At 69.7% G+C, this 22,204-nt stretch carries 20 protein-coding genes; 8 read left to right on the top strand and 12 right to left on the bottom strand.

Annotated elements, in window-relative coordinates:
* Nucleotides 1-65: 65 nt before the first annotated feature.
* Nucleotides 66-1,133, bottom strand: coding sequence for a BMP family lipoprotein (locus tag B0I32_RS07825; RefSeq protein ID WP_106236329.1), 1,068 nt, complete (start codon nt 1,131-1,133; stop codon nt 66-68).
* A 289-nt stretch (nt 1,134-1,422) separates the two neighbouring features.
* Between B0I32_RS07825 and B0I32_RS07820 the strand changes: the two genes are divergently transcribed.
* Entirely contained in the window at nt 1,423-3,318 is a 1,896-nt protein-coding gene (locus B0I32_RS07820; protein ID WP_106236328.1) for a Xaa-Pro dipeptidyl-peptidase, read from the top strand.
* Nucleotides 3,319-3,453: 135 nt separating this feature from the next.
* Here B0I32_RS07820 and B0I32_RS07815 read toward each other — a convergent pair whose 3' ends face one another.
* The gene (locus B0I32_RS07815) at nt 3,454-4,677 is read right to left on the bottom strand and encodes a M20 family metallopeptidase (protein WP_106236327.1); all 1,224 of its coding nucleotides are present in this window, start codon (nt 4,675-4,677) and stop codon (nt 3,454-3,456) included.
* A gap of 534 nt (nt 4,678-5,211) precedes the next feature.
* Between B0I32_RS07815 and B0I32_RS07810 the strand changes: the two genes are divergently transcribed.
* Entirely contained in the window at nt 5,212-6,564 is a 1,353-nt protein-coding gene (locus B0I32_RS07810) for a peptide ligase PGM1-related protein (protein ID WP_106236325.1), read from the top strand.
* Here B0I32_RS07810 and B0I32_RS61605 read toward each other — a convergent pair.
* Entirely contained in the window at nt 6,536-6,847 is a 312-nt protein-coding gene (locus B0I32_RS61605) for an SCO4848 family membrane protein (protein ID WP_393269405.1), read from the bottom strand. The two genes, B0I32_RS07810 and B0I32_RS61605, sit on opposite strands and share 29 nt — an antisense overlap.
* Nucleotides 6,848-6,879: 32 nt before the next feature.
* Here B0I32_RS61605 and B0I32_RS07800 point away from each other — a divergent pair, with 32 nt between their 5' ends.
* Nucleotides 6,880-7,998 (top strand): D-alanyl-D-alanine carboxypeptidase family protein, encoded by a 1,119-nt coding sequence (locus tag B0I32_RS07800; protein ID WP_106236323.1) that lies wholly within the window; start codon nt 6,880-6,882, stop codon nt 7,996-7,998.
* 19 nt (nt 7,999-8,017) lie between these two features.
* On the opposite strand, the gene B0I32_RS07795 is transcribed toward B0I32_RS07800, so the two are convergent.
* Entirely contained in the window at nt 8,018-9,034 is a 1,017-nt protein-coding gene (locus B0I32_RS07795; protein ID WP_106236321.1) for a YihY/virulence factor BrkB family protein, read from the bottom strand.
* 38 nt (nt 9,035-9,072) lie between these two features.
* Entirely contained in the window at nt 9,073-9,216 is a 144-nt protein-coding gene (locus tag B0I32_RS57515; protein ID WP_181307150.1) for a hypothetical protein, read from the bottom strand.
* Between the two features lie 299 nt (nt 9,217-9,515).
* On the opposite strand from B0I32_RS57515, the gene B0I32_RS07790 reads away from it, so the two are divergent.
* Nucleotides 9,516-10,682: a helix-turn-helix domain-containing protein gene (locus B0I32_RS07790; RefSeq protein WP_181307148.1), complete on the top strand. Its 1,167-nt coding sequence runs from the start codon at nt 9,516-9,518 to the stop codon at nt 10,680-10,682.
* A 137-nt stretch (nt 10,683-10,819) separates the two neighbouring features.
* The gene (locus B0I32_RS56355; RefSeq protein WP_146178077.1) at nt 10,820-11,014 is read left to right on the top strand and encodes a hypothetical protein; all 195 of its coding nucleotides are present in this window, start codon (nt 10,820-10,822) and stop codon (nt 11,012-11,014) included.
* 100 nt (nt 11,015-11,114) lie between these two features.
* Here B0I32_RS56355 and trpS read toward each other — a convergent pair whose 3' ends face one another.
* Together trpS and B0I32_RS07780 are read right to left on the bottom strand one after the other, a co-directional pair.
* Complete coding sequence (gene trpS / locus B0I32_RS07785; protein ID WP_181307146.1) at nt 11,115-12,119, bottom strand: tryptophan--tRNA ligase; 1,005 nt, start codon at nt 12,117-12,119, stop codon at nt 11,115-11,117.
* A gap of 14 nt (nt 12,120-12,133) precedes the next feature.
* Nucleotides 12,134-13,447 (bottom strand): hemolysin family protein, encoded by a 1,314-nt coding sequence (locus tag B0I32_RS07780; RefSeq protein WP_106236316.1) that lies wholly within the window; start codon nt 13,445-13,447, stop codon nt 12,134-12,136.
* Nucleotides 13,448-13,533: 86 nt separating this feature from the next.
* On the opposite strand from B0I32_RS07780, the gene galE reads away from it, so the two are divergent.
* Together galE and B0I32_RS57510 are read left to right on the top strand one after the other, a co-directional pair.
* Entirely contained in the window at nt 13,534-14,481 is a 948-nt protein-coding gene (gene galE / locus B0I32_RS07775) for a UDP-glucose 4-epimerase GalE (RefSeq protein ID WP_106236315.1), read from the top strand.
* A gap of 38 nt (nt 14,482-14,519) precedes the next feature.
* Nucleotides 14,520-14,672: a hypothetical protein gene (locus tag B0I32_RS57510; protein WP_181307144.1), complete on the top strand. Its 153-nt coding sequence runs from the start codon at nt 14,520-14,522 to the stop codon at nt 14,670-14,672.
* 128 nt (nt 14,673-14,800) lie between these two features.
* Here the strand turns inward: B0I32_RS57510 and B0I32_RS07770 are convergent, their stop codons facing one another.
* Together B0I32_RS07770 and B0I32_RS07765 are read right to left on the bottom strand one after the other, a co-directional pair.
* A complete protein-coding gene (locus B0I32_RS07770) occupies nt 14,801-15,787 on the bottom strand; it encodes a malate dehydrogenase (RefSeq protein ID WP_106236313.1) in 987 nt (328 codons plus the stop codon).
* A gap of 58 nt (nt 15,788-15,845) precedes the next feature.
* Complete coding sequence (locus tag B0I32_RS07765) at nt 15,846-17,996, bottom strand: serine/threonine-protein kinase (protein WP_106236312.1); 2,151 nt, start codon at nt 17,994-17,996, stop codon at nt 15,846-15,848.
* Nucleotides 17,997-18,213: 217 nt separating this feature from the next.
* Here B0I32_RS07765 and B0I32_RS07760 point away from each other — a divergent pair, with 217 nt between their 5' ends.
* Nucleotides 18,214-19,344 (top strand): saccharopine dehydrogenase family protein, encoded by a 1,131-nt coding sequence (locus B0I32_RS07760; protein WP_106236310.1) that lies wholly within the window; start codon nt 18,214-18,216, stop codon nt 19,342-19,344.
* Between the two features lie 6 nt (nt 19,345-19,350).
* Here B0I32_RS07760 and B0I32_RS07755 read toward each other — a convergent pair whose 3' ends face one another.
* The 3 genes from B0I32_RS07755 to B0I32_RS07745 form a co-directional block, all read right to left on the bottom strand.
* On the bottom strand, nt 19,351-20,379 hold the full coding sequence (locus B0I32_RS07755) for a polysaccharide deacetylase family protein (protein ID WP_245955668.1): 1,029 nt from the start codon (nt 20,377-20,379) through the stop codon (nt 19,351-19,353).
* A 186-nt stretch (nt 20,380-20,565) separates the two neighbouring features.
* Entirely contained in the window at nt 20,566-21,783 is a 1,218-nt protein-coding gene (locus tag B0I32_RS07750) for an NADP-dependent isocitrate dehydrogenase (RefSeq protein WP_106236307.1), read from the bottom strand.
* A 53-nt stretch (nt 21,784-21,836) separates the two neighbouring features.
* Nucleotides 21,837-22,139 carry a DUF3017 domain-containing protein gene (locus B0I32_RS07745; protein WP_181307142.1) on the bottom strand — a complete coding sequence of 101 codons (303 nt, stop codon included), beginning with the start codon at nt 22,137-22,139 and terminating at the stop codon, nt 21,837-21,839.
* Between the last annotated feature and the right edge of the window lie 65 nt (nt 22,140-22,204).

Genomic DNA, 22,204 nt, shown 5'->3' with positions numbered 1-22,204 from the left:
GGCGACATAGACAGAAGGCCCGAAGTTTACGGACTCCGGGCCCTCATCTGTCACTCATACCCCAGTTACGGCTTGGCAGGAACCGTGATCTTGCCGTCGACGATGTCCTGCTTGGCAGCGTCGAGCTTGTCCTTGATGTCGTCGATCTCGCCGCCCGTGGTGGACAGGCCGACGCCGTCGACCTTGAGGTCGTACGTCACGTTCGAGCCGCCCTTGGCGCCACCCTGGAACGCCTTGACGAACTCGAAGACGCCGACGTCGACGCGCTTGAGCATCGAGGTCATGATGACGGACTGCAGGTCGCTCTCCTTGACCGTCTGGCGCTGGTCGGAGTCGACGCCGATGGCCTTCTTCTTGGCCGCGGCGGCCGCCTGGAACACGCCGAGGCCGGAGTCGCCGGAGGCGTGGTAGACGATGTCCGCGCCGTCCTGGTACATCTTCTCGGCCGCGACCTTGCCCTTGTCGGGGGCCTTGAAGCCGGAGAAGTCGCCGTCGGGGGTGAGGTAGGTGATATCGATCTTGGCGTCCGCCTTGACCGACTTCACCCCGGCCACGAAGCCGGCCTCGAACTTCTTGATCAGGTCGGACTCGACGCCGCCGACGAAGCCGACGTGGCCGCTCTCCGACTTGGTCGCCGCGGCCACGCCCGCCAGGTAGGAGCCCTGCTCCTCGGCGAACAGCAGGCCGGTCACGTTGGGCGCGTTGGAGGCGGAGTCGACGACCGCGAACTGGATGTCCGGGTATTCCTCGGCCGTCTTCTTGATGTCCTCGCCGTAGGCGAAGCCCACGCCGATGATCGGGTTGTAGCCGGCGTCCGCGAGCTGACGCAGCAGGTCGCCGCGGTTGGAGCCGTCGGCGGACGGGCTCAGCTCCTTGATCTCGGCGCCGAGGTCCGTCTTGGCCTTCTCCAGGCCGGTGTAGGCGGCGTCGTTGAAGGACTTGTCACCTCGCCCGCCGACGTCGAACGCGAGACCCACCTTGAGCGCGTCCTTGGGCGCCTCGCTGCTCGCGCCGGTCGGCTCCTGACTCGCCGTGGTGCCCCCACCATCGCCGCCACCACAGGCGGCCGCTGCCATGAGCATGACGCCGGCGACCGAGCCGAGCGCCATCCTGTTGAATCGCTTGCCGAGCAAGGCGACTCCCTTCCATTTCCCCGCCGCCGAATCTCGTCGCGGGCGCGAAGAAACGTACGGCACCTGCACGGAAGATAGTTGCTTGACCAGGGCTAACCAAACCGGGACACAGGGTCGCAACCTGTCCGTTATCGACATCAGTCGCGTCCGTGACCTGTGTCGCGGTTTTGTGACACAGCAGGGGTTCCACGAAATTTTGCCCAACTTTGGTGCACGATCACCCCTTGCCCCGAAGCTCATCGTGTCAGAGATTCCCACCGACGGTGGAAACCTCATATCGGAGCCCCGCATGCACCCACGCAAGACCTTAGCCAAGCTCATCGTGCCATTGACCGCCCTGCTCGTGGCGAGCTTGGCGGGAACGGCACCCGCCGCGGCCACACCGGCCACCCCGGCGATCAAAGTCGAGAACAACGCCACCCAGCCCGTCTTCTCCCGGGCGGACGCCATCAGCCAGACGGTGTTCGTCGAGGTCGCGGGAACCGACAGCGACAACGACGGCCGGCCGGACCGGGTGGCCGTGGACATCCTGCGCCCCAAGGAGACCGACCAGGGGCTGAAGGTCCCGGTCATCATGGAGGCGAGCCCGTACTACGCGGGCGGCAACGACGTCGCCAACCATCCCGTTGACGTGGACGCGAACGGCAACCCGCTGCCCGCCCTGCGGGCCGCCTCGCCCAAGCTGGCCGCCGAGCCGTTCGACGGCTACTACGACAACTACTTCGTGCCCCGCGGCTACGCCATCGCCCTGGTGGAGAACATCGGCAGCGGCCGGGCCACCGGCTGTCCCACCTCGGGCGACCGCAACGAGACGGCCGGCCCGAAGGCCGCCATCGACTGGCTGAACGGCCGCGCCAAGGGCTTCGACGCCGCCGGTAACCCGGTCCAGGCCACCTGGTCGACCGGCAAGGTCGGCATGATCGGCGTCTCCTACAACGGCACGCTGCCGAACGCCGTCGCCGCCACCGGCGTCAAGGGCCTGGAGACGATCGTGCCGATCGCCGCCATCTCCAGCTGGTACGACTACTACCGCGCCAACGGCGGCGTCCTGGCCCCCGGCGGCTTCCAGGGCGAAGACCTCGACGTGCTCGCCAAGTACGTGCTGACCAGGGAGAACGGCCAGGAGGTGTGCGGCGCCCTGATGGACCGGCTGACCGCCACGCAGGACCGGATCACCGGCGACTACAGCCCCCTTTGGGACGCCCGCAACTACCTGAACGACGTGAACAAGGTCAAGGCCAGCGTCTTCGTCGTGCACGGGCTCAACGACTGGAACGTCAAGACCAAGCAGTTCGCGCAGTGGTGGTACGCCCTGGCCAAGCGGCACGTGCCGCGCAAGATCTGGCTGCACCAGGGCACCCACATGAACCCCTTCAACCTGCGCACGGAGGAGTGGCTGCGCCAGCTGCACGGCTGGTTCGACCACTGGCTGTACAAGATCGACTCGGGCATCATGCGTGAGCCGCAGGCCGACGTGGAGATCGCGGCCGGTCAGTGGGGACAGCACGCCTCCTGGCCGCTGCCCGGCACCGTCACCGTGCCGCTCCACCCGGGACCCGGCTCGTCACTGGGGCTGCTGCCGCGCCCGCGCACGGCCAAGGAGTCCTTCGTGGACCAGAAGACCAGGACCGCCGAGCAGCTCGTGGAGTCGATGGGGGCGGACCCGAACCGGCTGGCGTACACGACCAAGGTCCTGCCCGCCGACGTGCGCGTATCGGGGACGCCGACGGTGTCGATGCGGGCCTCCATGAAGGACGGGGCCTCGCCGTACCTGACGGCGCTGCTGGTGGACTACGGCACCGACGTCCGGCCCAACGGGACGCTGCTCTCGACCGGCCAGAACTACTGTTACGGCCAGGGCATCCCGGGTGACACCGGCTGCACCGTCCTGCGCACCCTGGGCACCTCGACCACCCCGTACAAGATCGTCACCAGGGGCTGGCTCGACGTCCGCAACCGCCACCGCGCCGACCGCACCGAACCGCTGCGGGCCGGCAAGGAGTACTCCTTCACCTGGGACTTCCAGCCGACCGACTACCTGTTCAAGAAGGGGCACCGGCTGGGCCTGGTGATCATCTCGACCGACTACGACTACACCCTGCGCTATCCCGCCGGCACCAAGGTCACCGTCTCCCCCGGCCAGTCGGCCCTGCACCTTCCGGTGGTGCTCGGCAAGCTCTTCTGAGCGCCGGCCCTCGGGAGAAAGAACGACCCCGCCGCCCCGCTCCCCCAGGAAATCTCCGCCGGCGTACCGGCGGAGAGGGAGCGGGCCGGCGGGGACGGGTGTCTCCGGGGACGGCCGGTCGGAGCTCAGGCCGTCTCAGGCCATGGCGCTGGTGATCGAGTCGAGCGGCCCGACCTCCCACAGCGAGGTCAGCGCCGTGGTGGCCATGACCCTGACCCCCATGGCGATCGCCTGCTCGTCCACGTCGAACGTGCCCTGGTGGATGTCGTACGTGATCCCGTCGGTCGAGCGCGTGCCGAGCCGGGCGAACGCTCCGGGGATCGACTCCAGGTACCAGGCGAAGTCCTCGCCGCCGAGCGACTGCTGGGTGGGGACGACCGCCCCCGCGCCCAGCGCCTGCTCGGCCGCCTCGCTCAGCATCTCGACGCTGACCTCGTCGTTGACCACCGGCGGCACCCCGCGGGTGTAGTCCAGGGTGGCCTCGACGCCGTAGGCGCTCGCGACCGACTCCAGCAGCGACTTGATCAGGTCGGGGGCGGCGTGCCAGGCGTTCTCGTCGAGGCAGCGCACGGTGCCCTCGGCCACCCCGTCGTCGGGGATGGCGTTGGCCGCGGAGCCCGCGACGACCTTGCCCCAGACCAGGCTGAGCGAGGAGCGCGGGTCGACCCGGCGCGACAGCGCGGCGGGCAGCTCGGTGAGGATCTTGGCCAGCGCGAAGACGAGGTCGGCGGTCAGGTGGGGACGGGCGGTGTGGCCGCCGGGCCCGGACACGCGCACCGCGATCTTGTCGCAGGCGGAGGTGATGGGCCCGCTCCTGAGACCGAGCTGGCCGACGTCGACCCGCGGGTCGCAGTGGAGGCCGAAGATCCGGTCGACGCCGCTGATGCCGCCCTGGGCCATGACCTCGAGCGCGCCGCCGGGCAGCTCCTCGGCGGGCTGGAAGATCAGGCGTACCCGGCCGGGCAGCAGCCCGGCGGCGGCCTGCTGGGCGAGGAAGAGCGAGGTGCCGAGCAGCACCGTGGTGTGCACGTCGTGGCCGCAGGCGTGGCAGGCTCCGGCCACGGTCGAGCGGTAGGGCACGTCCTTCTCGTCCTGCAGCGGCAGCGCGTCGATGTCGGCCCGCAACGCGATGGTCGGCCCGTCGCCGCTGCCCACGTCGCAGATCAGCCCCGTGCCCCGCGGCAGCACCGAAGGGGTCAGCCCGGCGGCGGTGAGCCGCTCGGCGATCCGCTGCGTGGTGCGATATTCGGCGAAGGCCAGTTCGGGGTGCATGTGCAGGTCGCGGCGGAAGGCCACGAGGTCCTGCTCCATCTCCGCCAGGAACGCGTCGAGTTCCCCCCGAAGCTCACGTCCCCGCATATGTCACCATCCCGTCCCATGCCGCGCGGCCCCACACGTGTCGGCCATCGCGGCTCATGCGCTCCAAAAGACATCCCATCCCGTGGTGGCCACCCGGTTGGAGCGGCCGCTCGGCGAATCCAAAGACACACCCACTGGTTTCGGTGCGCGAGATCGTCAGCACGGGCTTCGCGTATATCGTCGCGAGTGCCGCTCCGGCCGGGAGCACAGCGGTCGGCCGTGAGCCCGATGGCGATGCTTCGACTTTATCGCTCTCGTGCCGCTTCGCGCCGACAGTCACACCAAAAGTTACCTGATGGCATGACCGTAACCGCAGGTCGTCACGTTGTGTACCGGCAGGGCTGACCCGGAAATAGTCACAAGGGATCAGTAGATCGTGACCCGATGCTGTCAGTTCAAACGTGGTCAGCGATTTCGAATCCTGTCACCTTCTGTCATGGTCATCACACTCTAGCGCTGGCTGTCTTTGAGAAGAATGCGTGTTTCACTCGCTATATGATCACTAATATCCCGTTCGGGGAGAAGAATGCTGGGTTGAGCATCTTCGAGCCGAGTGAGGGGACCCTGGTGGTCGTGCCCTCGCTCTCCCTTCCGCAGGATGAGCTGCGCCGGATCACGGGAGCCAGGTCGTACGAGGAGCGCCTGCTCTTCCTGCTCCTGACGCTCCGCGAGCCCGGCGTCAAGGTGGTCTACCTGTCCTCGGCCTCGGTGGATCCCGAGATCGTGGACTACTACCTCGGCTTCCTGCCCGATCCGGATGACGCCGCCAAGCGTCTGACGCTGATCAGCCTCGACGAGCCCTGGTCCCAGCCGTTGACCAGGAACCTGCTCGACCGTCCCGACGCCATCGAGCGGTTACGCTCGGCGATCGACGGTGACGCTTGGCTGGTGCCGTTCGTCCTGAGCGAGCTGGAGGAGCAGCTCGCGTCGTCACTCAACGTGCCCCTCTACGGACCGGCGACGTCCCTTTCCTATTACGGCTCCAAGAGCGGGGCCAGGGAAGTGGGACACGAGGCCGGCGTGCCGATGGCGCGGGGGTTCGGCGACGTGCGCACCGAGCTCCAGATCGAGGAGGCGATCGAGGCGCTGCCCGGCGAGCGGGTGATCGTCAAGCTGAACGACGGGTATTCGGGGCTCGGCAACGTGATCGTCCCGAAGACCGACCGGGCGATGACGAGCTTCTCGGCGGCGGGTGAGAGCTGGGGCAGCTTCACCGCGAAGATCCGCGACCGGGGGGCTGTGGTTGAGGAGTACATCGAACATCGCCCGCTCTACTACCCGAGCGCGCTGGCTCAAATCACGCCGGGCGGACAGGCCCAGGTGCTCGCCACCCACGACCAGGTGCTCGGCGGCCCGAACGGGCAGGTCTACCAGGGCTGCACGTTCCCCGCCGCGCCCGAGTACCGCGCCGAGGTGGGCTCGTCGGCGCGGCGGATCGCGGAGGTGCTGGCCGGGCGGGGCGTGGTCGGGCTGTTCGGGATGGACTTCTTCGCGCTGAAGGCCGACGCCGGGTACGCGGCGCTGCTGTGCGAGATCAACCTGCGGATCGGCGGCACCACGCATCCGTTCGGGGCCGCCGTGCTGACGACCGGGGCCACGTACGACGAGGCCACCGGTCATCTCATGTCCGGAAATCAGCCGAAGTTCTACACCGCGACCGACAACTGCGCTTCGTCATGCCTGCGTGGGCGTACGCCCGGCGAGGTGATGCGGACGGCCGAACGCCTCGGGATCGGCTTCGACGCGAACCGGCGTACCGGGAACGTCTTCCACCTGCTCGGCGCGCTGCCCGAGCACGGCAAGCTGGGCTTCACCTCGATCGGCGACTCCCGCGAGGAGGCCGACGAGCTGCACGCCCTCACCCGCCGGCTCCTCTGCGGCCCCTGAGCGCGGCACCGCCACCGGAGCCGGGACCGCGCAGGCCGCGCCATCCACCCAGGCCGCGCCAGCCGATGACGCCCAGCACGACCCCGAGGACGACGTTCACCGCGATCAGGATGCCGTGCACGACGTAGAAGGCGGTCGGATGCCCGTCGGCCAAGTTAAACCCGAGATTCACCCACTCGAAGATCATGAATACGCCCAGGATGATGAGGAATGCGGCGAGCTTTCGTGACACATGCGCCTCTCTAGTATCGAAGGTGGATCTTCGGGGGATGTGTCGCCACATGGGCATTAACACGGAGCTACGCTGAGACCGCCATGTGGACGAAACTCGTGCCGGTCACGGCACTCATCGCCGCGGCCTCGCTCACCAGCGGGACCGCGTACGCCGCGCCGACGACCCCGGTCGGCGGCGAGGCGCTGGGCAGCCGCGGACTGGTCGCCCCCGCGGGCGTCAAGAAGCCGCCCAAGAGCAAGGCTACTTCGTACGTCATCGCGGACGCCGAGACGGGGCAGGTGCTGGCGGCGAAGGACGCCCACGGGCGCTATCTGCCGGCCAGCACGCTGAAGGCGCTGACCGCGCTCACGCTGATCCCGAAGCTGGACAAGGAGCGCAAGATCCGGCCCAGCAGGAACGCCTGCAACCAGGAGGGCAGCGCGGTCGGGCTGTCGGTCAAGGCGACGTACAAGGTCGACGACCTGTTCAAGGGCCTGCTGATGTCGTCCGGCAACGACGCCGCCATGGCTCTGGCCGAGACGAACGGCGGCCTCGACAAGACCATGAGCGACATGAACGCCGAGGCCAAGCGGCTGCAGGCGTTCGACACCGTGGCCAAGACGCCGAGCGGCCTGGACAAGCCGGGGCAGAGCAGCTCCGCGTACGACCTGGCGCTGATCGCCCGCGCCGGCCTGGCCAACCCGGACTTCAAGCGCTACATCAGCACGAAGACCACGAAGTTCCCGGCGCCCAAGGGGCACTACGAGATCAGCAACCACAACAAGCTGCTCTGGCGCTACAACGGCATGGTCGGCGTCAAGAACGGCTGGACCTCCAAGGCCCGCGCGAGCTTCGTCGGCGCGGCCACCCGGGGCGGCCACACGATCGTGGTCAGCATCATGCGGCACGAGGGCTTCTTCTGGGACGAGGTCGCCTCGCTGCTCGACTGGGGCTTCTCGGTGCGGGGCAAGGCCGCGCCCGTGGGGCAGCTGGTCAACCCGCTCCCGGTCGCCGCGCAGCAGCCGGCCGCCTCCGCGGCGCCGTCACCGGGCACCTCGGTCACGCCGGCCGCGCAGCCGCCGCTGCTCGACTCGGCGGCCGACCGGCAGACCGACTCCACCAGGACGGTCGGCTCGCTGGTGATCGGCGGCGGGCTGCTGTTCGGGCTGATCTGGCTCGGGTACGGCATCTACCGCCGGCGCGCCCGCTCACGCCTCTGACGACCGGCCCGCCCACGCCTCACGTCTCCGACGGCCGGCCCGCCTCACGCGGGGCCGCGCCCGGCTCGCCCGGTTCCGCGCCCGGCTCGTGCGGCGCCGCCTCCGGTTCCCCCGAGCCGGCACCTGGGATCGGCGTCGGGGAGGGTGGCGGGCTGAGCCCGGCGGTGGCCGTCCAGGCGGCGACGAGGAGCACGAGCCGGGCCGAGAAGTTGATCCAGACCAGCAGGCCGACGATGACGGCGAACGTGCCGTACAGCGCCGAGTTGCCCAGCGTGCTCGCCAGCAGCAGTGTCGCGACCTGCTTGAGCACGCCGAAGCCGATCGCCCCGAGCAGCGCCCCCTTGGCGATCTCGCGGAACGGCTGGGCCGAGCGCGCCACCCAGCCGAGCAGGATCACGAACAGCAGCCAGTCGGCCCCCACGCTCGCCACCACCCCGGCCGCCCTGAGCCCGAGCCCGGCCAGCGGCGACGCCCCGAACAGATAGTGCAGGACCTTGTCGGTGGCCGTCGTGGCGAACCCGGCGACCAGCACCGACGCGATGGCCGTGACGCCGATCATGATCAGCGCGGCCAGGTCGCGCAGCTTGCCGGCCAGGAAGCCGAGCGGCGGCGTGGTGGTCATCGACATCTCCCGCAGCGCCGTGCGCAGCGCGTCGAGCGCGCCGAGCCCGGCGTAGAGCAGGCCGAGCAGGCCGATGATGCCGGCCGCCTCCCTGGCGGTGGCGATGCCGGCCAGGTCGAGGTTCTCGGCGATGCCGGGCAGCCGCTCCTCGATCGCCTGCTGCAGGGCGTCCCTGGTGGTCTCGCTGGTCGCCACCACGAACCCGAGCACCGCGTACGACAGCGCCACCAGCGGGAAGAAGGACAGGAACGCGAAGTAGGTGACCGCGCCCGCCAGCAGGTCGCCGGACTGCGCCTGGTAGCGCCGCAGCGCCCTGATGAGGTGGTCGAGCCAGAGCCTGCGCACCCGCCACTGGTCGACCTTGGCCCGGCCCCACGCCTTCACCGACCGGACGCGTTCCGTCAGACTCGCCATCGCCCGCCCCTCTTCCCGGGGATGCTCCTACCCCGTGATCACGCCCCTGCCACGGCGGACGCCGTCTCCGTCAGGGCCGTGAGCGCGGCGGCGGCGTCGTGGTGCAGCAACTGCCCACCGCGCTTGACCACACGCCCGGCCACCATGACCGTCTCGACCACGCCGGTGTCGGCGTTCAGCACGACCGAGGAGACGGTGCGCCAGGCCGCGGACGTGCTCCGCGAGTTGCTGACCCACGTGGGCCGGCGCCGCCACCGCTGAACGCGCGGATGAGGACGGCCTCCTCGCACTCCTGACCGCGACCGAAAACGTGAATGTTTCACGCGTTCTCCTGGCGGGTCCGCCGGTCCGCCGTTCTCCATCCGGTACGGCCTGAGCAGGGCGGAAACCCGTACGGGCGGACATCGGGAGCCCTAGCCTGTGGGGTGTTGGGACCGATCCAGGAGGCGTCACGCCCATGTCCGAAATAGCCACCGGGCAAATGGTCAGGCTTCAGCGCGAACGGCGGGGCATGAGCACCACCGCGCTGGCCACCCAGTCCGGGTGCACCCCGAGGCACATCGAACTGATCGAGCACGGCAAGCGAACACCGTCGCTGCCTCTCCTTCGGGAGATCGCCAAGGTGCTCGGCGTCCGCACCGCGGTGCTCTTAGGCGAGACCCCGCGCGACTCCCACGAGCCCAGCAGGCCGCAGATCGGCGACATCGAACGGGCCCTGTTCACCTGCCGGTCGCTGGCGCCCGACATCGAGCCGCCCGACGCCGAGCAGCTCTCCGAACGGGTGGCCGCGGCGCGCAACGCCTGGTTCACCTCGACCCGCCGCTACTCGATCCTGATGGCCGCGCTGCCCTCCATCGTCTCCGACGCCGAGAACCTGGTGCTCGACCGCACCCCGGCCTCCTACAGCGTGGCGACGGACGCGTACCTGCTGGCCAGGGGGGTGCTGAAGCATCTGCGGCGGGTGGACCTCGCGCATCTCGCGGCCGACCGGGCCATGCGCTTCGCCGAGGAGTCCGAGGACCCGCTGATGATCGCGTGGGCGTACTGGAACCTCGGGCAGTCGATGCTCTCCGACGACATGCACGAGATCGCGTACGACGTCGGCCGGCGCGGCATCGAACTGCTCGAACCGCACGTCGGCGAGGGCGACGAGCGCCATCTCAAGGCGCTCGGCGCGCTGCACCTGCTCGCCGCGATCGGCGAGGCTAGGATGGGCGACGACGACGGTGCCAAGGAGCGTGTCCGCGGGCCGGCCGCGCGCCTGGCCGAACGGGTGGACGACTCCTCCGGAACCTACGACCTGGCCTTCTTCGGGCCCACCAACGTCGCCATCCACCTGGCCAGCATCGAGCACGACACCGGCCGCCCCGAGGCGGTGCTGCGCCTGGCCGACGACATCGACCTGCGGCGTACGCCGTCCATCGAGCGGCGCACCACCCACCTCGGCCACGTCGCCCGCGCCTGCGAGGACCTGGGCGACGACGCCGCCAGCCTGCTCCACCTGCTGCGGATCGAGCGGGAGTGCCCGGAGGAGCTGGAGCACAAGCTGCTGCTGCGGGAGATGGTCCGGTCGCTGGCGCGCCGGGCGCGTCCGTCGTGGGCGCCCGAGGTCCGCTATCTGGCCGAACGGCACGACATCCCCATCTGAGGCATCCCCATCTGAGGCATCCCCATCTGAGCGTGCTGCGTCGGAGGCGCTCCGAACTCTGAGTTCGGTCGGCGCGAACGGGGAGATCCTTCGCCCGAGTTCGTCACGCACCGGCGTTTCGATGCGACTGTGCGTTCATGTCTAGAGCGCCGAGTGCCGACTTCGTCATGGAACACCTGCTGCAGGAGGCGAACCGCGAGTTCTCCGGATGGACCTTCGAACGGGATCCGTCCGGCTGGACCGCCGTCCGTGGCGACGTACGTCTCACCAGGCCCAGCCTGGCGGCCCTGCGGGCCCTGCTGCGTGTGCACCGGGCGACGCGGAGGAGATGACCGGCCCGTCCCCGGACCGGCGCGGACCCGGGGAGCGGGGCGCGAAGAAGGCCGGGCGCGCCGGCCGATCGGCGCGCCCGGCCCTCGACGGCCGCAGCGGTCAGAGCGTGGGCAGGAAGCCCACCCGCTCGCGCACCAGGGCCATGGTCTCCTTGGCCACCGCGGCGGCGCGCTCGGCGCCGATCGCCAGCATCCGGTCGAGCTCGGCCTCGTCGGACAGCAGCTTCTCGGTGCGCTCCCTGATCGGCGAGAACGTCGCCTCGACGGCCTCGGCGACGTCCTTCTTGAACGTGCCGTAGCCCTGGCCCTCGTAGCGGGCGACCAGCTCGGGGATGGGCGTGGCGGTCAGCGCGGACAGGATGCGCAGCAGGTTGGAGATGCCGGGCTTGTTCTCCTCGTCGAAGAGGACCTCGGAGCCCGTGTCCGTCACCGCGCGCATGACCTTCTTGCGCAGCGGCCCCGGCTGCTCCAGGACGTCGAGGATGCCCGCCGGGCTGGAGGACGACTTCGACATCTTCGCCGTCGGGTCCTGGAGGTCGGTGATCTTCTCGACCTCCTTGAGGATGTGCGGCTCCGGCAGCGTGAACGTGTCGCCGAACCGGTGGTTGAAGCGCTGCCCCAGGTCGCGGGTGAGTTCGAGGTGCTGCTTCTGGTCGGCGCCGACCGGCACCCGGTTCGCCTGGTAGAGCAGGATGTCGGCGGCCTGGAGGATCGGGTAGGTGAACAGCCCGACGCTGGCCGCGCTCTCGCCGAACTTGGCCGACTTGTCCTTGAACTGCGTCATCCTGGCCGCCTCACCCATGCCGGTGAGGCAGATCAGCACCCACGCCAGCTCGGTGTGCTCGCGCACGTGCGACTGCACGAAGACGGTGGAGCGCTCGGGGTCGAGCCCCGCGGCGAAGAGCTGGGCCGCGGCCACGCGGCTGCGGCGGCGCAGCGCGGCGGGCTCGGTCGGCACGGTGATCGCGTGGAGATCGACCACGCAGTAGAACGCGTCGTGGGTCTCCTGCAGGGTGACCCACTGGCGGACGGCACCCAGGTAGTTGCCCAGATGGAAGGAGTCCGCCGTGGGCTGGATGCCGGAGAGTACACGAGGTCTGGCCATAGCAGGCAATTGTGTCAGGAATCCTGGTCGGGCGGCGACTCGGTCACCGGTCGGCGTTTCACCCGTACCCGGGCGATCCGGCGGCCGTCCAGCTCGGTGACGGTCAGTTCGAGCCCGGCCAGCTCCACCCGCTCGCCTTCCTCGGGCAGGTGGCCCAGCATGGCCATCACGAAGCCGGCCAGCGTCTCGTAGGGGCCGTCGGGCAGCCGGATGCCGGTCTCGGTGGCGAAGTCGTTGAGGTTCGTCAGGCCGTCGATCTCGATCTCGCCGGCGGGCAGGATGACGACGTCCTCCTCGACGTCGTACTCGTCCCTGATGTCGCCGATCAGCTCCTCGACCAGGTCCTCCATGGTGACGATGCCGGCCGTGCCGCCGTACTCGTCCACCACGATGGCCAGGTGCTGGCCCTCGTCGCGCATCTCGTTGAGCGTGGTGAGCAGGCGCTTGGAGGCGGGCACGAACTTGGCCGCCCTGATCGGCACGACCGCGCTGATCGGCTCGACCCGCCCGATCAGCTCCGGGTCGAGCAGGTCGCGTACGTGCACGAAGCCGACCACGTCGTCGTAGGAGCCGCGGTAGACGGGGAAGCGCGAGTGCGGGAGCGCGGCGGCCAGCCGGGCGGCGTCGTTCAGCGGCGTGTCGGCCTCCATGAACTCCACCTCGGTGCGCGGCAGCATCACCTCGCGCAGTTGCCGCTTGCCCGCGGCGAACACCTCGCCGATGAGCTTGCGCTCGTCGGCGGTCAGGTCGGTGTGCCCGACCACCATGTCACGCAGCTCCTCGGTGGTGACCTCCTCGCGGTCGGCGTTCGGGTTGCCGCCGAGCAGCCTGACCACGCCGTCGGTGGACTTCGACAACATCCAGATGATCGGGCGTGACAGGGAGGCGATGCGGTCGAGGAAGGGCGCCACGTACAGGGACAGGCCCTCCGCCCGTTGCAGGGCCAGCCGCTTGGGCGCCAGCTCGCCGAGCACCAGCGACACGTACGAGATGGCCAGCGTCACCAGCACCAGCGCGAGGACGGGCGCCACTGCCTCGGGCACCCGCCAGCCCGTGAGCACGGGGACGAGCTGCGCGGCCAGCCGGTCGGCGCCGAACGCGGCCGACAGCATGGTCGCCACGGTCACGCCGATCTGCACGGCCGACAGGAACCGGTTGGGGTCACGGGCGAGCTTGGCCACGCGCTCGCCCCGGCGCCCGCGCTGCGAGAGCTTGCGGACCTGGCTGTCACGCAGGGAGACCATGGCGATTTCTGCGGCGGCGAAGAAGCCCCCGATCAGGATGAAGAGCAGGACCAGGGCGATGTTGGCCGCGACGGTGTCAAACATGGTGGTTGGCAGCGTACTCGCCGGGTTTCCCGCGTATGCTGAACGGCAAGCCGTACAAAATCAAACATATTTGAACAGGAGTACACATGAGGCTGCTGGTCACCGGTGGTGCCGGATACGTCGGCAGTGTCGTCGCCGCGCAGCTCGTCGAGGCGGGACACGAGGTGACCGTGCTCGACGACCTGTCGACCGGGCACGAGGACGCGGTGCCGGAGGGCGCCAGGTTCGTCCGGGCCGGCATCCACGAGGCCGGGCCGGCGCTCACCGGCGTGGACGCGGTGCTGCACTTCGCGGCCAAGTCGCTCGTGGGCGAGTCGGTGCAGCAGCCGGGGCTCTACTGGGCCAACAACCTGGGCGGCACGCTGGCCCTGCTGGACGCCATGCGCGACGCCGGCGTGGGCTCGATCGTGTTCTCCTCGACGGCGGCCACGTACGGCGAGCCCGAGCGCTCCCCGATCGTGGAGGACGACCCGACGCGCCCGACCAATCCCTACGGCGCCTCGAAACTGGCCGTGGACACGGCCCTGAGCGCCTACGCGGGGCTGCGCGGGCTGGGCGCGGTGAGCCTGCGCTACTTCAACGTGGCGGGCGCCCAGGGCCGCTTCCGCGAGCGGCACGCCGTCGAGACCCACCTCATCCCGAACGTGCTCAAGGTCGCGACCGGCGAGCGCGAGTCGGTGAGCGTGTTCGGCACCGACTACCCCACCCCCGACGGCACCTGCGTGCGCGACTACGTCCACGTGTCCGACCTGGCCAGGGCCCACCTGCTGGCGCTCGGCGCGATCACCCCCGGCGAGCACCGGATCTACAACCTGGGCAACGGCACCGGCTTCTCCGTCCAGGAGGTGATCTCGGTCTGCCGCGAGGTCACCGGGCACGAGATCCCGGCCGTCGTGGGCGAGCGGCGTCCCGGCGATCCGGCCGTCCTGGTCGCCTCGTCCGCGCGGATCCAGCGCGAGCTGGGCTGGAAGCCGGAACGGGCGTCGCTGCGCGACATCGTCTCGGACGCCTGGGGAGCGCTTTCCGGGAAATGAGCCATATGGCAGGGCAATGTGTGCTGTGATATCGAAATGTGAGGACCTTTTCACCTAGGGTCACGAAGCTGATCTTCGGCGCCCTCATCGTGGCCGGCAGCCTCCTGGCCGCGGCCGGCGTCATCTTCGCCACTCCCCAGTCCGCCGCGGCGATCCTCCCGTGGCCCTGCGACGAGGCGAGCCCAGGATGACCGGCGTCCGCGCGGCAAGAGCGGTCTCCCGCACAGCGGAACGCGCGCGTCCCCGCCGACGGGACGCGCGCGCTCGATGGAACGGCGGCACGCTCAGCCGAGACCCGGCTCCTCGTGCCGCCTGACGCTCAGATGAGGCCCAGCTCCTTGACCGCCTGACGCTCCTCGGCCAGCTCGCGCACGCTGGCGTCGATGCGCTCGCGGGAGAAGGCGTCGATCTCGAGGCCCTGGATGATCTCGAACCTGCCGTCCGCCGCCCTGACGGGGAAGGACGAGATGAGCCCCTCGGGCACGCCGTAGGAGCCGTCGGAGACCACGGCGGCCGAGGTCCACTCGGTGCCGTTGACCCAGTCGTAGACGTGGTCGATCGCGGCGTTGGCGGCCGAGGCGGCCGACGAGGCGCCGCGGGCCTCGATGATGGCGGCGCCGCGCTTGGCCACCGTCGGGATGAAGGTGCCGCTCAGCCACTCGGAGTCGACCTGCTCGGCCGCGACCTTGCCGCCCACCTCGGCGTGGAACAGGTCGGGGTACTGGGTGGCGGAGTGGTTGCCCCAGATCGTCATCTTCTTGATCTCGGTGACCGGCACCTGGAGCTTGGCCGCCAGCTGCGACAGCGCGCGGTTGTGGTCGAGCCTGGTCATCGCGGTGAAGCGGTCGGCCGGCACGTCGGGCGCGTTCTGCTGGGCGATGAGCGCGTTGGTGTTGGCCGGGTTGCCCACGACCAGGACCCTGATGTCGTCGGCGGCGTGATCGTTGATCGCCTTGCCCTGCGGGCCGAAGATGCCGCCGTTGGCGCCGAGCAGGTCGCCGCGCTCCATGCCGGCCTTCCTGGGCATGGCGCCGACCAGCAGCGCCACGTTTGCGCCGGTGAAGGCGACGTTCGGGTCGTCGGTGATCTCGATCCCGGACAGCAGCGGGAACGCGCAGTCGTCCAGCTCCATCGCGGTGCCCTCGGCCGCCTTCACCGCCGCGGGGATCTCCAGCAGGCTGAGCTTGACCGGCACGTCGGCGCCGAGCAGCTGCCCCGACGCGATGCGGAACAGCAGTGCGTAGCCGATCTGGCCGGCGGCTCCGGTGACGGTCACCTTGACGGGCACAGTGGCTGACGACGCCATGGCCTTCCCCTAACTCGCAGCGTGATTCGTTGACGTTGGGGATGTTACCCGCTCGTCATCAGCAGGTTTCCATCGCGGGCACTTTCAGCTCCGCCTTGAAGTCGACCTTGCCGAAATGGCTGGTCAGGAGCTGCTCGACGACGCCCTTGGCGTAGAGGTCGGCGATCACCGCCTTCACCGCCTTGCAGGTCTTCACGTCGCCGTCCCTGATCCCGACGGCGTAGCGCTCGTTGGTGAGCTTCGCGCCGAGGATCTTGTACCGCATGTTCTCCCTGGCCGCGAAGCCGGCCAGGATCAGGTCGTCACCGGGCACCGCGTCGACCTTGCCGCTCCTGAGCAGGTCCATGCAGGCGGCGTAGTCGCTGGTCACCACCGGTTGGACCTTCACCCGGTCCTGGACGGCGCCGACCGACGGGCTGTTGGGCGCGCAGATCCGCTTGCCCTTCAGGTCGCCGATCTCGTCGATGCCGGCGCCCGCGCGGACGAGGAGGTCCTGGTGGGCGAGGTAGTAGGGGCCGGCGAACTGGGTCTGGCTCTTGTCGATCGAGTAGGTGGCGACGATGAGGTCGGTCTCGCCCTCGGCCAGCGACGACGCGCGGTCGTCGCGCCCGACCCTGACGAACGTCGTCTCCTTGGCACCCAGCCCCGTCGCCAGGCGTTTGGCGATCTCGACGTCGAAGCCCTGGAAGGCGTCGCCGTTCTGCAGCCCCACGCCGGGCAGGTCGCCCTTGACGCCGATGACGATCTTCCCGGTCTCGGCCACCTTGTCCACGACCGACGACAGGCCGGTGCCCGGACCTCTGCCGGACGTCCGGTCCGGGGTCGTGTCCCCGGTGAGCGCCAGCGGGTTCCAGCCGTTCACGAACAGCGCGATCGCGGCGGCGGCCAGCAGCGCGAGCGCGGTGAGCACCGCCAGCCACACCCGCGCCCGCCGGCTGCGCTCGGGCCCGGCGGGCTCGCCCATCGGGTACGGCGGCCCGCCTCCCTCCTGCGGCGCGGGCCCGGCGTACGGCGCGCCCGCCTGTGGCCCGGCCTGCCCCGAGGGACCTGTGTGCGGTGTCGACGACCCCGTCTGCTGCCCGGTCGTGTGGTGCTCCTGCTGCGCCATCGAGCCGTGCGTCGTCAGCTGGGACAGCCCGCCACGGGCCTGGGCGTGCGGCACGGGCCCGCCGCTCATGGACGACGGCGCCGCACCACCACCGGTCTGGGCGGACGGCGCCGCACCACCACCGGTCTGGGACGGCTGTCCCGTGCCGCCGGTCTGGGACGGCGGCGCGGCGGCGCCCGTGCGGCCCGGCTGCTCCGTGATCGAGCCGGCCGACACCCTGGTGAACGGCGTGGTGTCGTCGCTGGCCACCTGCACGCCCCGGGTCAGCACCGCCGTGGAGGCCCCGACGGTGGACGCCTGGCCGAGCAGCCGCAGCAGGATCTGGTCGGCGGAGGGCCGCTCGGCCGGCGACTTCGACAGCGCCGACCGCACCACGCTCTGCAGCGGCTCGTGCATCATGCCGACGTCGACCTCGTGGTTGAGGATCCGGTTGAGCACCATCGCGATGGACTTGCCCTCGAAGGCCACCTCCCCGCTCGCCGCGAAGGCGATGGTGGCGCCCCAGGAGAACACGTCGGTGTAGGGCCCGATGTCGTCGCCGGCGATCTGCTCGGGCGCCATGTAGGCGGGGGTGCCGATCGCGCGGCTGGTGATCGTGCCGGTGGAGTCGATGATCCGGGCGATGCCGAAGTCGACCACGCGCGGCCCGTCGGCGGCGATCAGCACGTTGTCGGGCTTGAAGTCGCGGTGCACGATCGAGGCGTGGTGGATCGCCGTGAGCGCGGTGGCGGTGCCGATGGCCAGCCGGTCGAGCACGGTGCCGGTGAGCGGGCCGTCCTCCTCGATGATCTCGCGCAGGGGCCGGCCGTCGATGTACTCGCTGGCGATGTACGGCGTGTCGCCGTCGAGATCGGCCTCCATCACCCGGGCCGTGCAGAACGACGCCACCCGCTGCGCCGCCTTCAGCTCCCTGGCGAACCTCGACCTGGCGATGGTGTCACCGCTGAACTTGACGTGCAGCAGCTTGATCGCGGCCCGCTCGCCCTTGTCGTCGACGCCCAGGTAGACGATGCCCTGGCCGCCCTCCCCGATCCGCCCGGACAGCCGGAAGGACCCCAGCTCGGTGGGATCGCCGGCGACCAGCGGCGAGATCTGCGGCATTCGTCATCCCCACGTGTACTGAACCCCATCGACGCAAACTTTACGACGCTCAGCAACTTCACAGGGATCCGTTAATGCTTCGTGACGTCACGGCTTCGACTCTTTCGCGCACGGCTTCGTCATTTTCGCAGGAGCGAAGCGGTCTTTCCCGGCGATTCGCCAAACGTCCGTAAGCGAGCCCTTGCGCCGGGCCCTCCTCTCGGCCAGCCTCAGGATCATGGACGAGCGCCCGTACGACATCGTGCTCTTCGGCGCGAGCGGATTCACCGGCGAGCTGACGGCCCGCTACCTCGCGCGCGCCGCCGCGCCCGGCGCCCGGTGGGCGCTGGCCGGGCGGGATCCGGCCAAGCTGGAGCGGCTCGGGATCGACGCGCCCATCCTGCGGGCCGACGCCACGGACCCGGCCTCGCTGGCGGAGCTCGCCCGGCGGACGCGGGTCGTCGCGAGCACGGTCGGCCCGTACGTCGTGCACGGCGAGCCGCTCGTCGCCGCCTGCGCCGAGGCCGGTACCCACTACCTCGACCTCACCGGCGAGTCGGAGTTCGTGGACCGGATGTACCTGCGCCACCACGAGCGGGCGGTCATGAGCGGCGCGAAGCTCGTGCACGCCTGCGGCTTCGACTCGATCCCGTACGACCTCGGCGTCCTGTACACCGTGGGCCTGCTCCCCGAGGGCGTCCCGCTGAAGGTCAGCGGCTTCCTGCGCGGGAACGGGCGGCCGTCGGGCGGCACGCTGGCCAGTGCCCTGTCCGTGCTCGGCCGCGCCGGGCAGGCCGCGCGGGCGGGCGCCCTGCGCCGCGCCGCCGAGCCCAGGCCGCCGGGCCGCAGGGTGAGCTCCCTGCCGGGCGGTCTGCGCTACGTCGGCGGCTGGGCGCTGCCGATGCCGACCCTCGATCCGCTCATCGTCGGCTACTCCGCCCGGCTGCTCGACCGCTACGGCCCCGACTTCACCTACCGGCAGCACTACGCGGTCAGAACCCTGCCCGCCGCCGTGGCCACCGTGGCGGGCGCGGGCGCGTTCGCCGCGCTCGCCCAGGTCCCGCCGGTACGCGACCGCGTCCAGGCCCGGCTGAAGCCGGGCGAAGGCCCGTCGGCCGAGCGGCGGGCCAGGAGCTGGTTCAAGGTCACGTTCCTGGGCGAGGGCGGCGGCGAGCGCGTGATCACGGAGGTGGCCGGCGGCGACCCCGGCTACGACGAGACGGCCAAGATGTTCGCCGAGTCCGCCCTGTGCCTCGCCTTCGACGACGTGCCCGAGCGGGCGGGCCAGCTCACGACGGCCGCCGCCATGGGCCGGCCCCTCATCGAGCGCCTGCACCGCGCGGGCGTCACGTTCACCGGCCGAACCTGATCACGGTCAGTAGGGCAGGCTCCAGGTGGTGAACGACTTGCGCAGATACGGCGCCTTGTACTTCGGATAGGCCACCGTGCTCACGTCACCGTCGGAGGTGTAGCGCATGTCCGGGTTCTTCTTCAGCCAGTCGAGCCAGGCCTCCGAGCAGAACTGGGCGCAGTCGCCCTTCTTCTCCATGGCCTTGATCCGCGGGATGCCCGCCGCGTCGTACGACTTGCTGAACGGCGCCGGCGCCGGCGTGTACCCGGCCAGGAACGCGCCCTGGTGGTGGTACTGCTTGCCCTTCAGCGCCCATTCCTTCTTGGTCGGCTGGTTCCCGTACGGCAGCGCGATCGTCGTCGGGTTCAGGTAGGCCAGCGAGCTGATCGTCTTGCCGATCGTGCCGATCTGCTCCTCCACCTCCTGCTTCGAGCGTCCGCGCAGGTTGAGGTGGTCGCGCGTGTGGTTGCCGATCTCGAAGCCGTTGTCCTTGAGCCAGAGCAGCGCCTGGGCCTGCTCTTCGCGCACGGTCTTGCCGAACATGTCGCGCGTCACGTAGAACGTCGCCTTCGGCTTCCAGCCCGGATGCTTGGCGGCCACCTCCCGCAGGATCGCGACCGCGGTGTCCTTCTGCACCTCTCCCATCTCGTTCAGGGTGAGCTGAGAGGGAGAGGAGTCGTCGAACGTGAGCACCACGGGGTGCTTGCCCGCCGGAATGTCGATCTTCCCGGCCACCATCTCGGCGGCGGTGATCGGCACGTAGTCCTCTCTGACCAGCCGCTCCAGATCCGCCCTGAACTGCGCCGGCGACCTGTCGTCCGTCGTCTGCGGCTTCGGCACGATGCGGTGCCACATCAGCACCGGGATCTGCCCCAGCTCGTTCGCCCTGACCGCCGCGGCGGCCTTCATCTTGGCGGCCTTGCCGGCCTTGAGCTTGGCCGCGGCCTGTGCCTTGGTGTCGGGCAGCTTGGCGGTCTCCGGCTCCGAGTCGCACCCCGTCAGGATTGCGGCGGCCGCGAGCACCCCTAGCCCACTCAAAATACGCAGTCGCATCCGAACCCCCCGAGACGCGCACGACTGTTGTGAGGTGGCTCATACCCAGCTGATCAACTACGGCACGCCTGCCGTTCCGTCAAGACATGGGAAAGGGCGGGCCGACCGGCGAGGGGTCACGGGCCGCGCATGCGAAACGGCCCCGACCGTGCGGCGGACACCGCAGGTGGAGGCCGTTTTCGGCATTCAGGCGGACATCTTCTTCTTGAGGTTCTCGTCCAGGGCCGCCAGGAAGTCCTGGGTGGTGAGCCACTCGGCGTCGCCGCCGACGAGGAGCGCCAGGTCCTTGGTCATCTGACCGCCCTCGACGGTCTCGACGCAGACCTGCTCCAGCCTGTCGGCGAACTCGGTCACCGCGGGGGTGTTGTCGAGCTTGCCGCGGTGGGCCAGGCCGCGCGTCCAGGCGAAGATCGAGGCGATGGGGTTGGTGGAGGTGGGCTTGCCCTGCTGGTGCTGGCGGTAGTGACGGGTCACGGTGCCGTGGGCGGCCTCGGCCTCGACGGTCTGGCCGTCGGGGGTCATCAGGACCGAGGTCATCAGGCCGAGCGAGCCGAAGCCCTGCGCGACCGTGTCGGACTGCACGTCGCCGTCGTAGTTCTTGGCGGCCCAGACGTAACCGCCCTCCCACTTCATCGCGGCGGCGACCATGTCGTCGATGAGGCGGTGCTCGTAGGTGAGGCCGGCCTTGTCGAACTCGTCCTTGAACTCGGTCTCGAAGACCTCGGCGAAGATGTCCTTGAAGCGGCCGTCGTACGCCTTCAGGATCGTGTTCTTCGTGGAGAGGTAGACCGGGTAGCCGCGGTTGAGGCCGTAACGCATGGAGGCGCGGGCGAAGTCGCGGATCGAGTCGTCCAGGTTGTACATCGCCATCGCGACGCCGCTGCCGGGGAAGTCGTACACGTCGAGCTCGATCGGCTCGGAGCCGTCCTTCGGCGTGTACGTCAGGGTCAGCGTGCCCTCACCGGGGATCTTCAGGTCGGTGGCGCGGTACTGGTCGCCGAAGGCGTGACGGCCGACGACGATCGGCTTGGTCCACCCGGGGACGAGCCGCGGCACGTTCGACATGATGATCGGCTCGCGGAAGATGACGCCACCGAGGATGTTGCGGATGGTCCCGTTGGGGGACCTCCACATCTTCTTGAGACCGAACTCCTCGACGCGCGCCTCGTCCGGGGTGATGGTGGCGCACTTCACACCGACGCCGTACCTCTTGATGGCGTTCGCGGCGTCGATGGTGACCTGGTCGTCCGTCGAGTCCCGGTATTCGATACCGAGGTCGTAGTACTTCAGGTCGACGTCGAGGTAGGGAAGGATCAGCTGGTCCTTGATGAACTGCCAGATGATCCGGGTCATCTCGTCGCCGTCAAGCTCGACGACGGGATTCTCCACCTTGATCTTGGGCATGCGAATGGTTCCCCTTCAATGAATTGATGCGTTGAGGCTATCGGACCGTCCGGTCACGGGGCGAAAAGGGACAGGATGAGCGCCTTGAGCTCGTTGTTGTAGAGCAGGAGCGAGGTCAGCACCAGCACGAATCCGAAGACGGACAGCGTGATGACGTCGACCTTCCTGCTCCGCAGCGCGAGCTGCCCGCCGTAGCCGGCGAAGCGCAGCGCGGCGGCGACCATGATGACGGCGCCCAGCGCGAACCCGCCCCAGCGCGGATTCGCCACGAAGATCACCAGCACGCCGACAGCCGCACCCGCCAGGATCAGCGGGTACGGCCCCCAGCTCTCGCGTTCGGTCCCGTTCTGGCTCAACACACCTGCTCAGGGTCATGCGCGCGGCGGGGCGGCGTCGGCGGCGTTCCCGCTCTGTCCTGCCC

Source organism: Nonomuraea fuscirosea, assembly GCF_003001935.1.
Lineage (GTDB): Bacteria > Actinomycetota > Actinomycetes > Streptosporangiales > Streptosporangiaceae > Nonomuraea > Nonomuraea fuscirosea.
The sequence above is the reverse complement of the archived record's forward strand: the minus strand, read 5'-3'. Positions and strand labels throughout refer to the sequence as shown.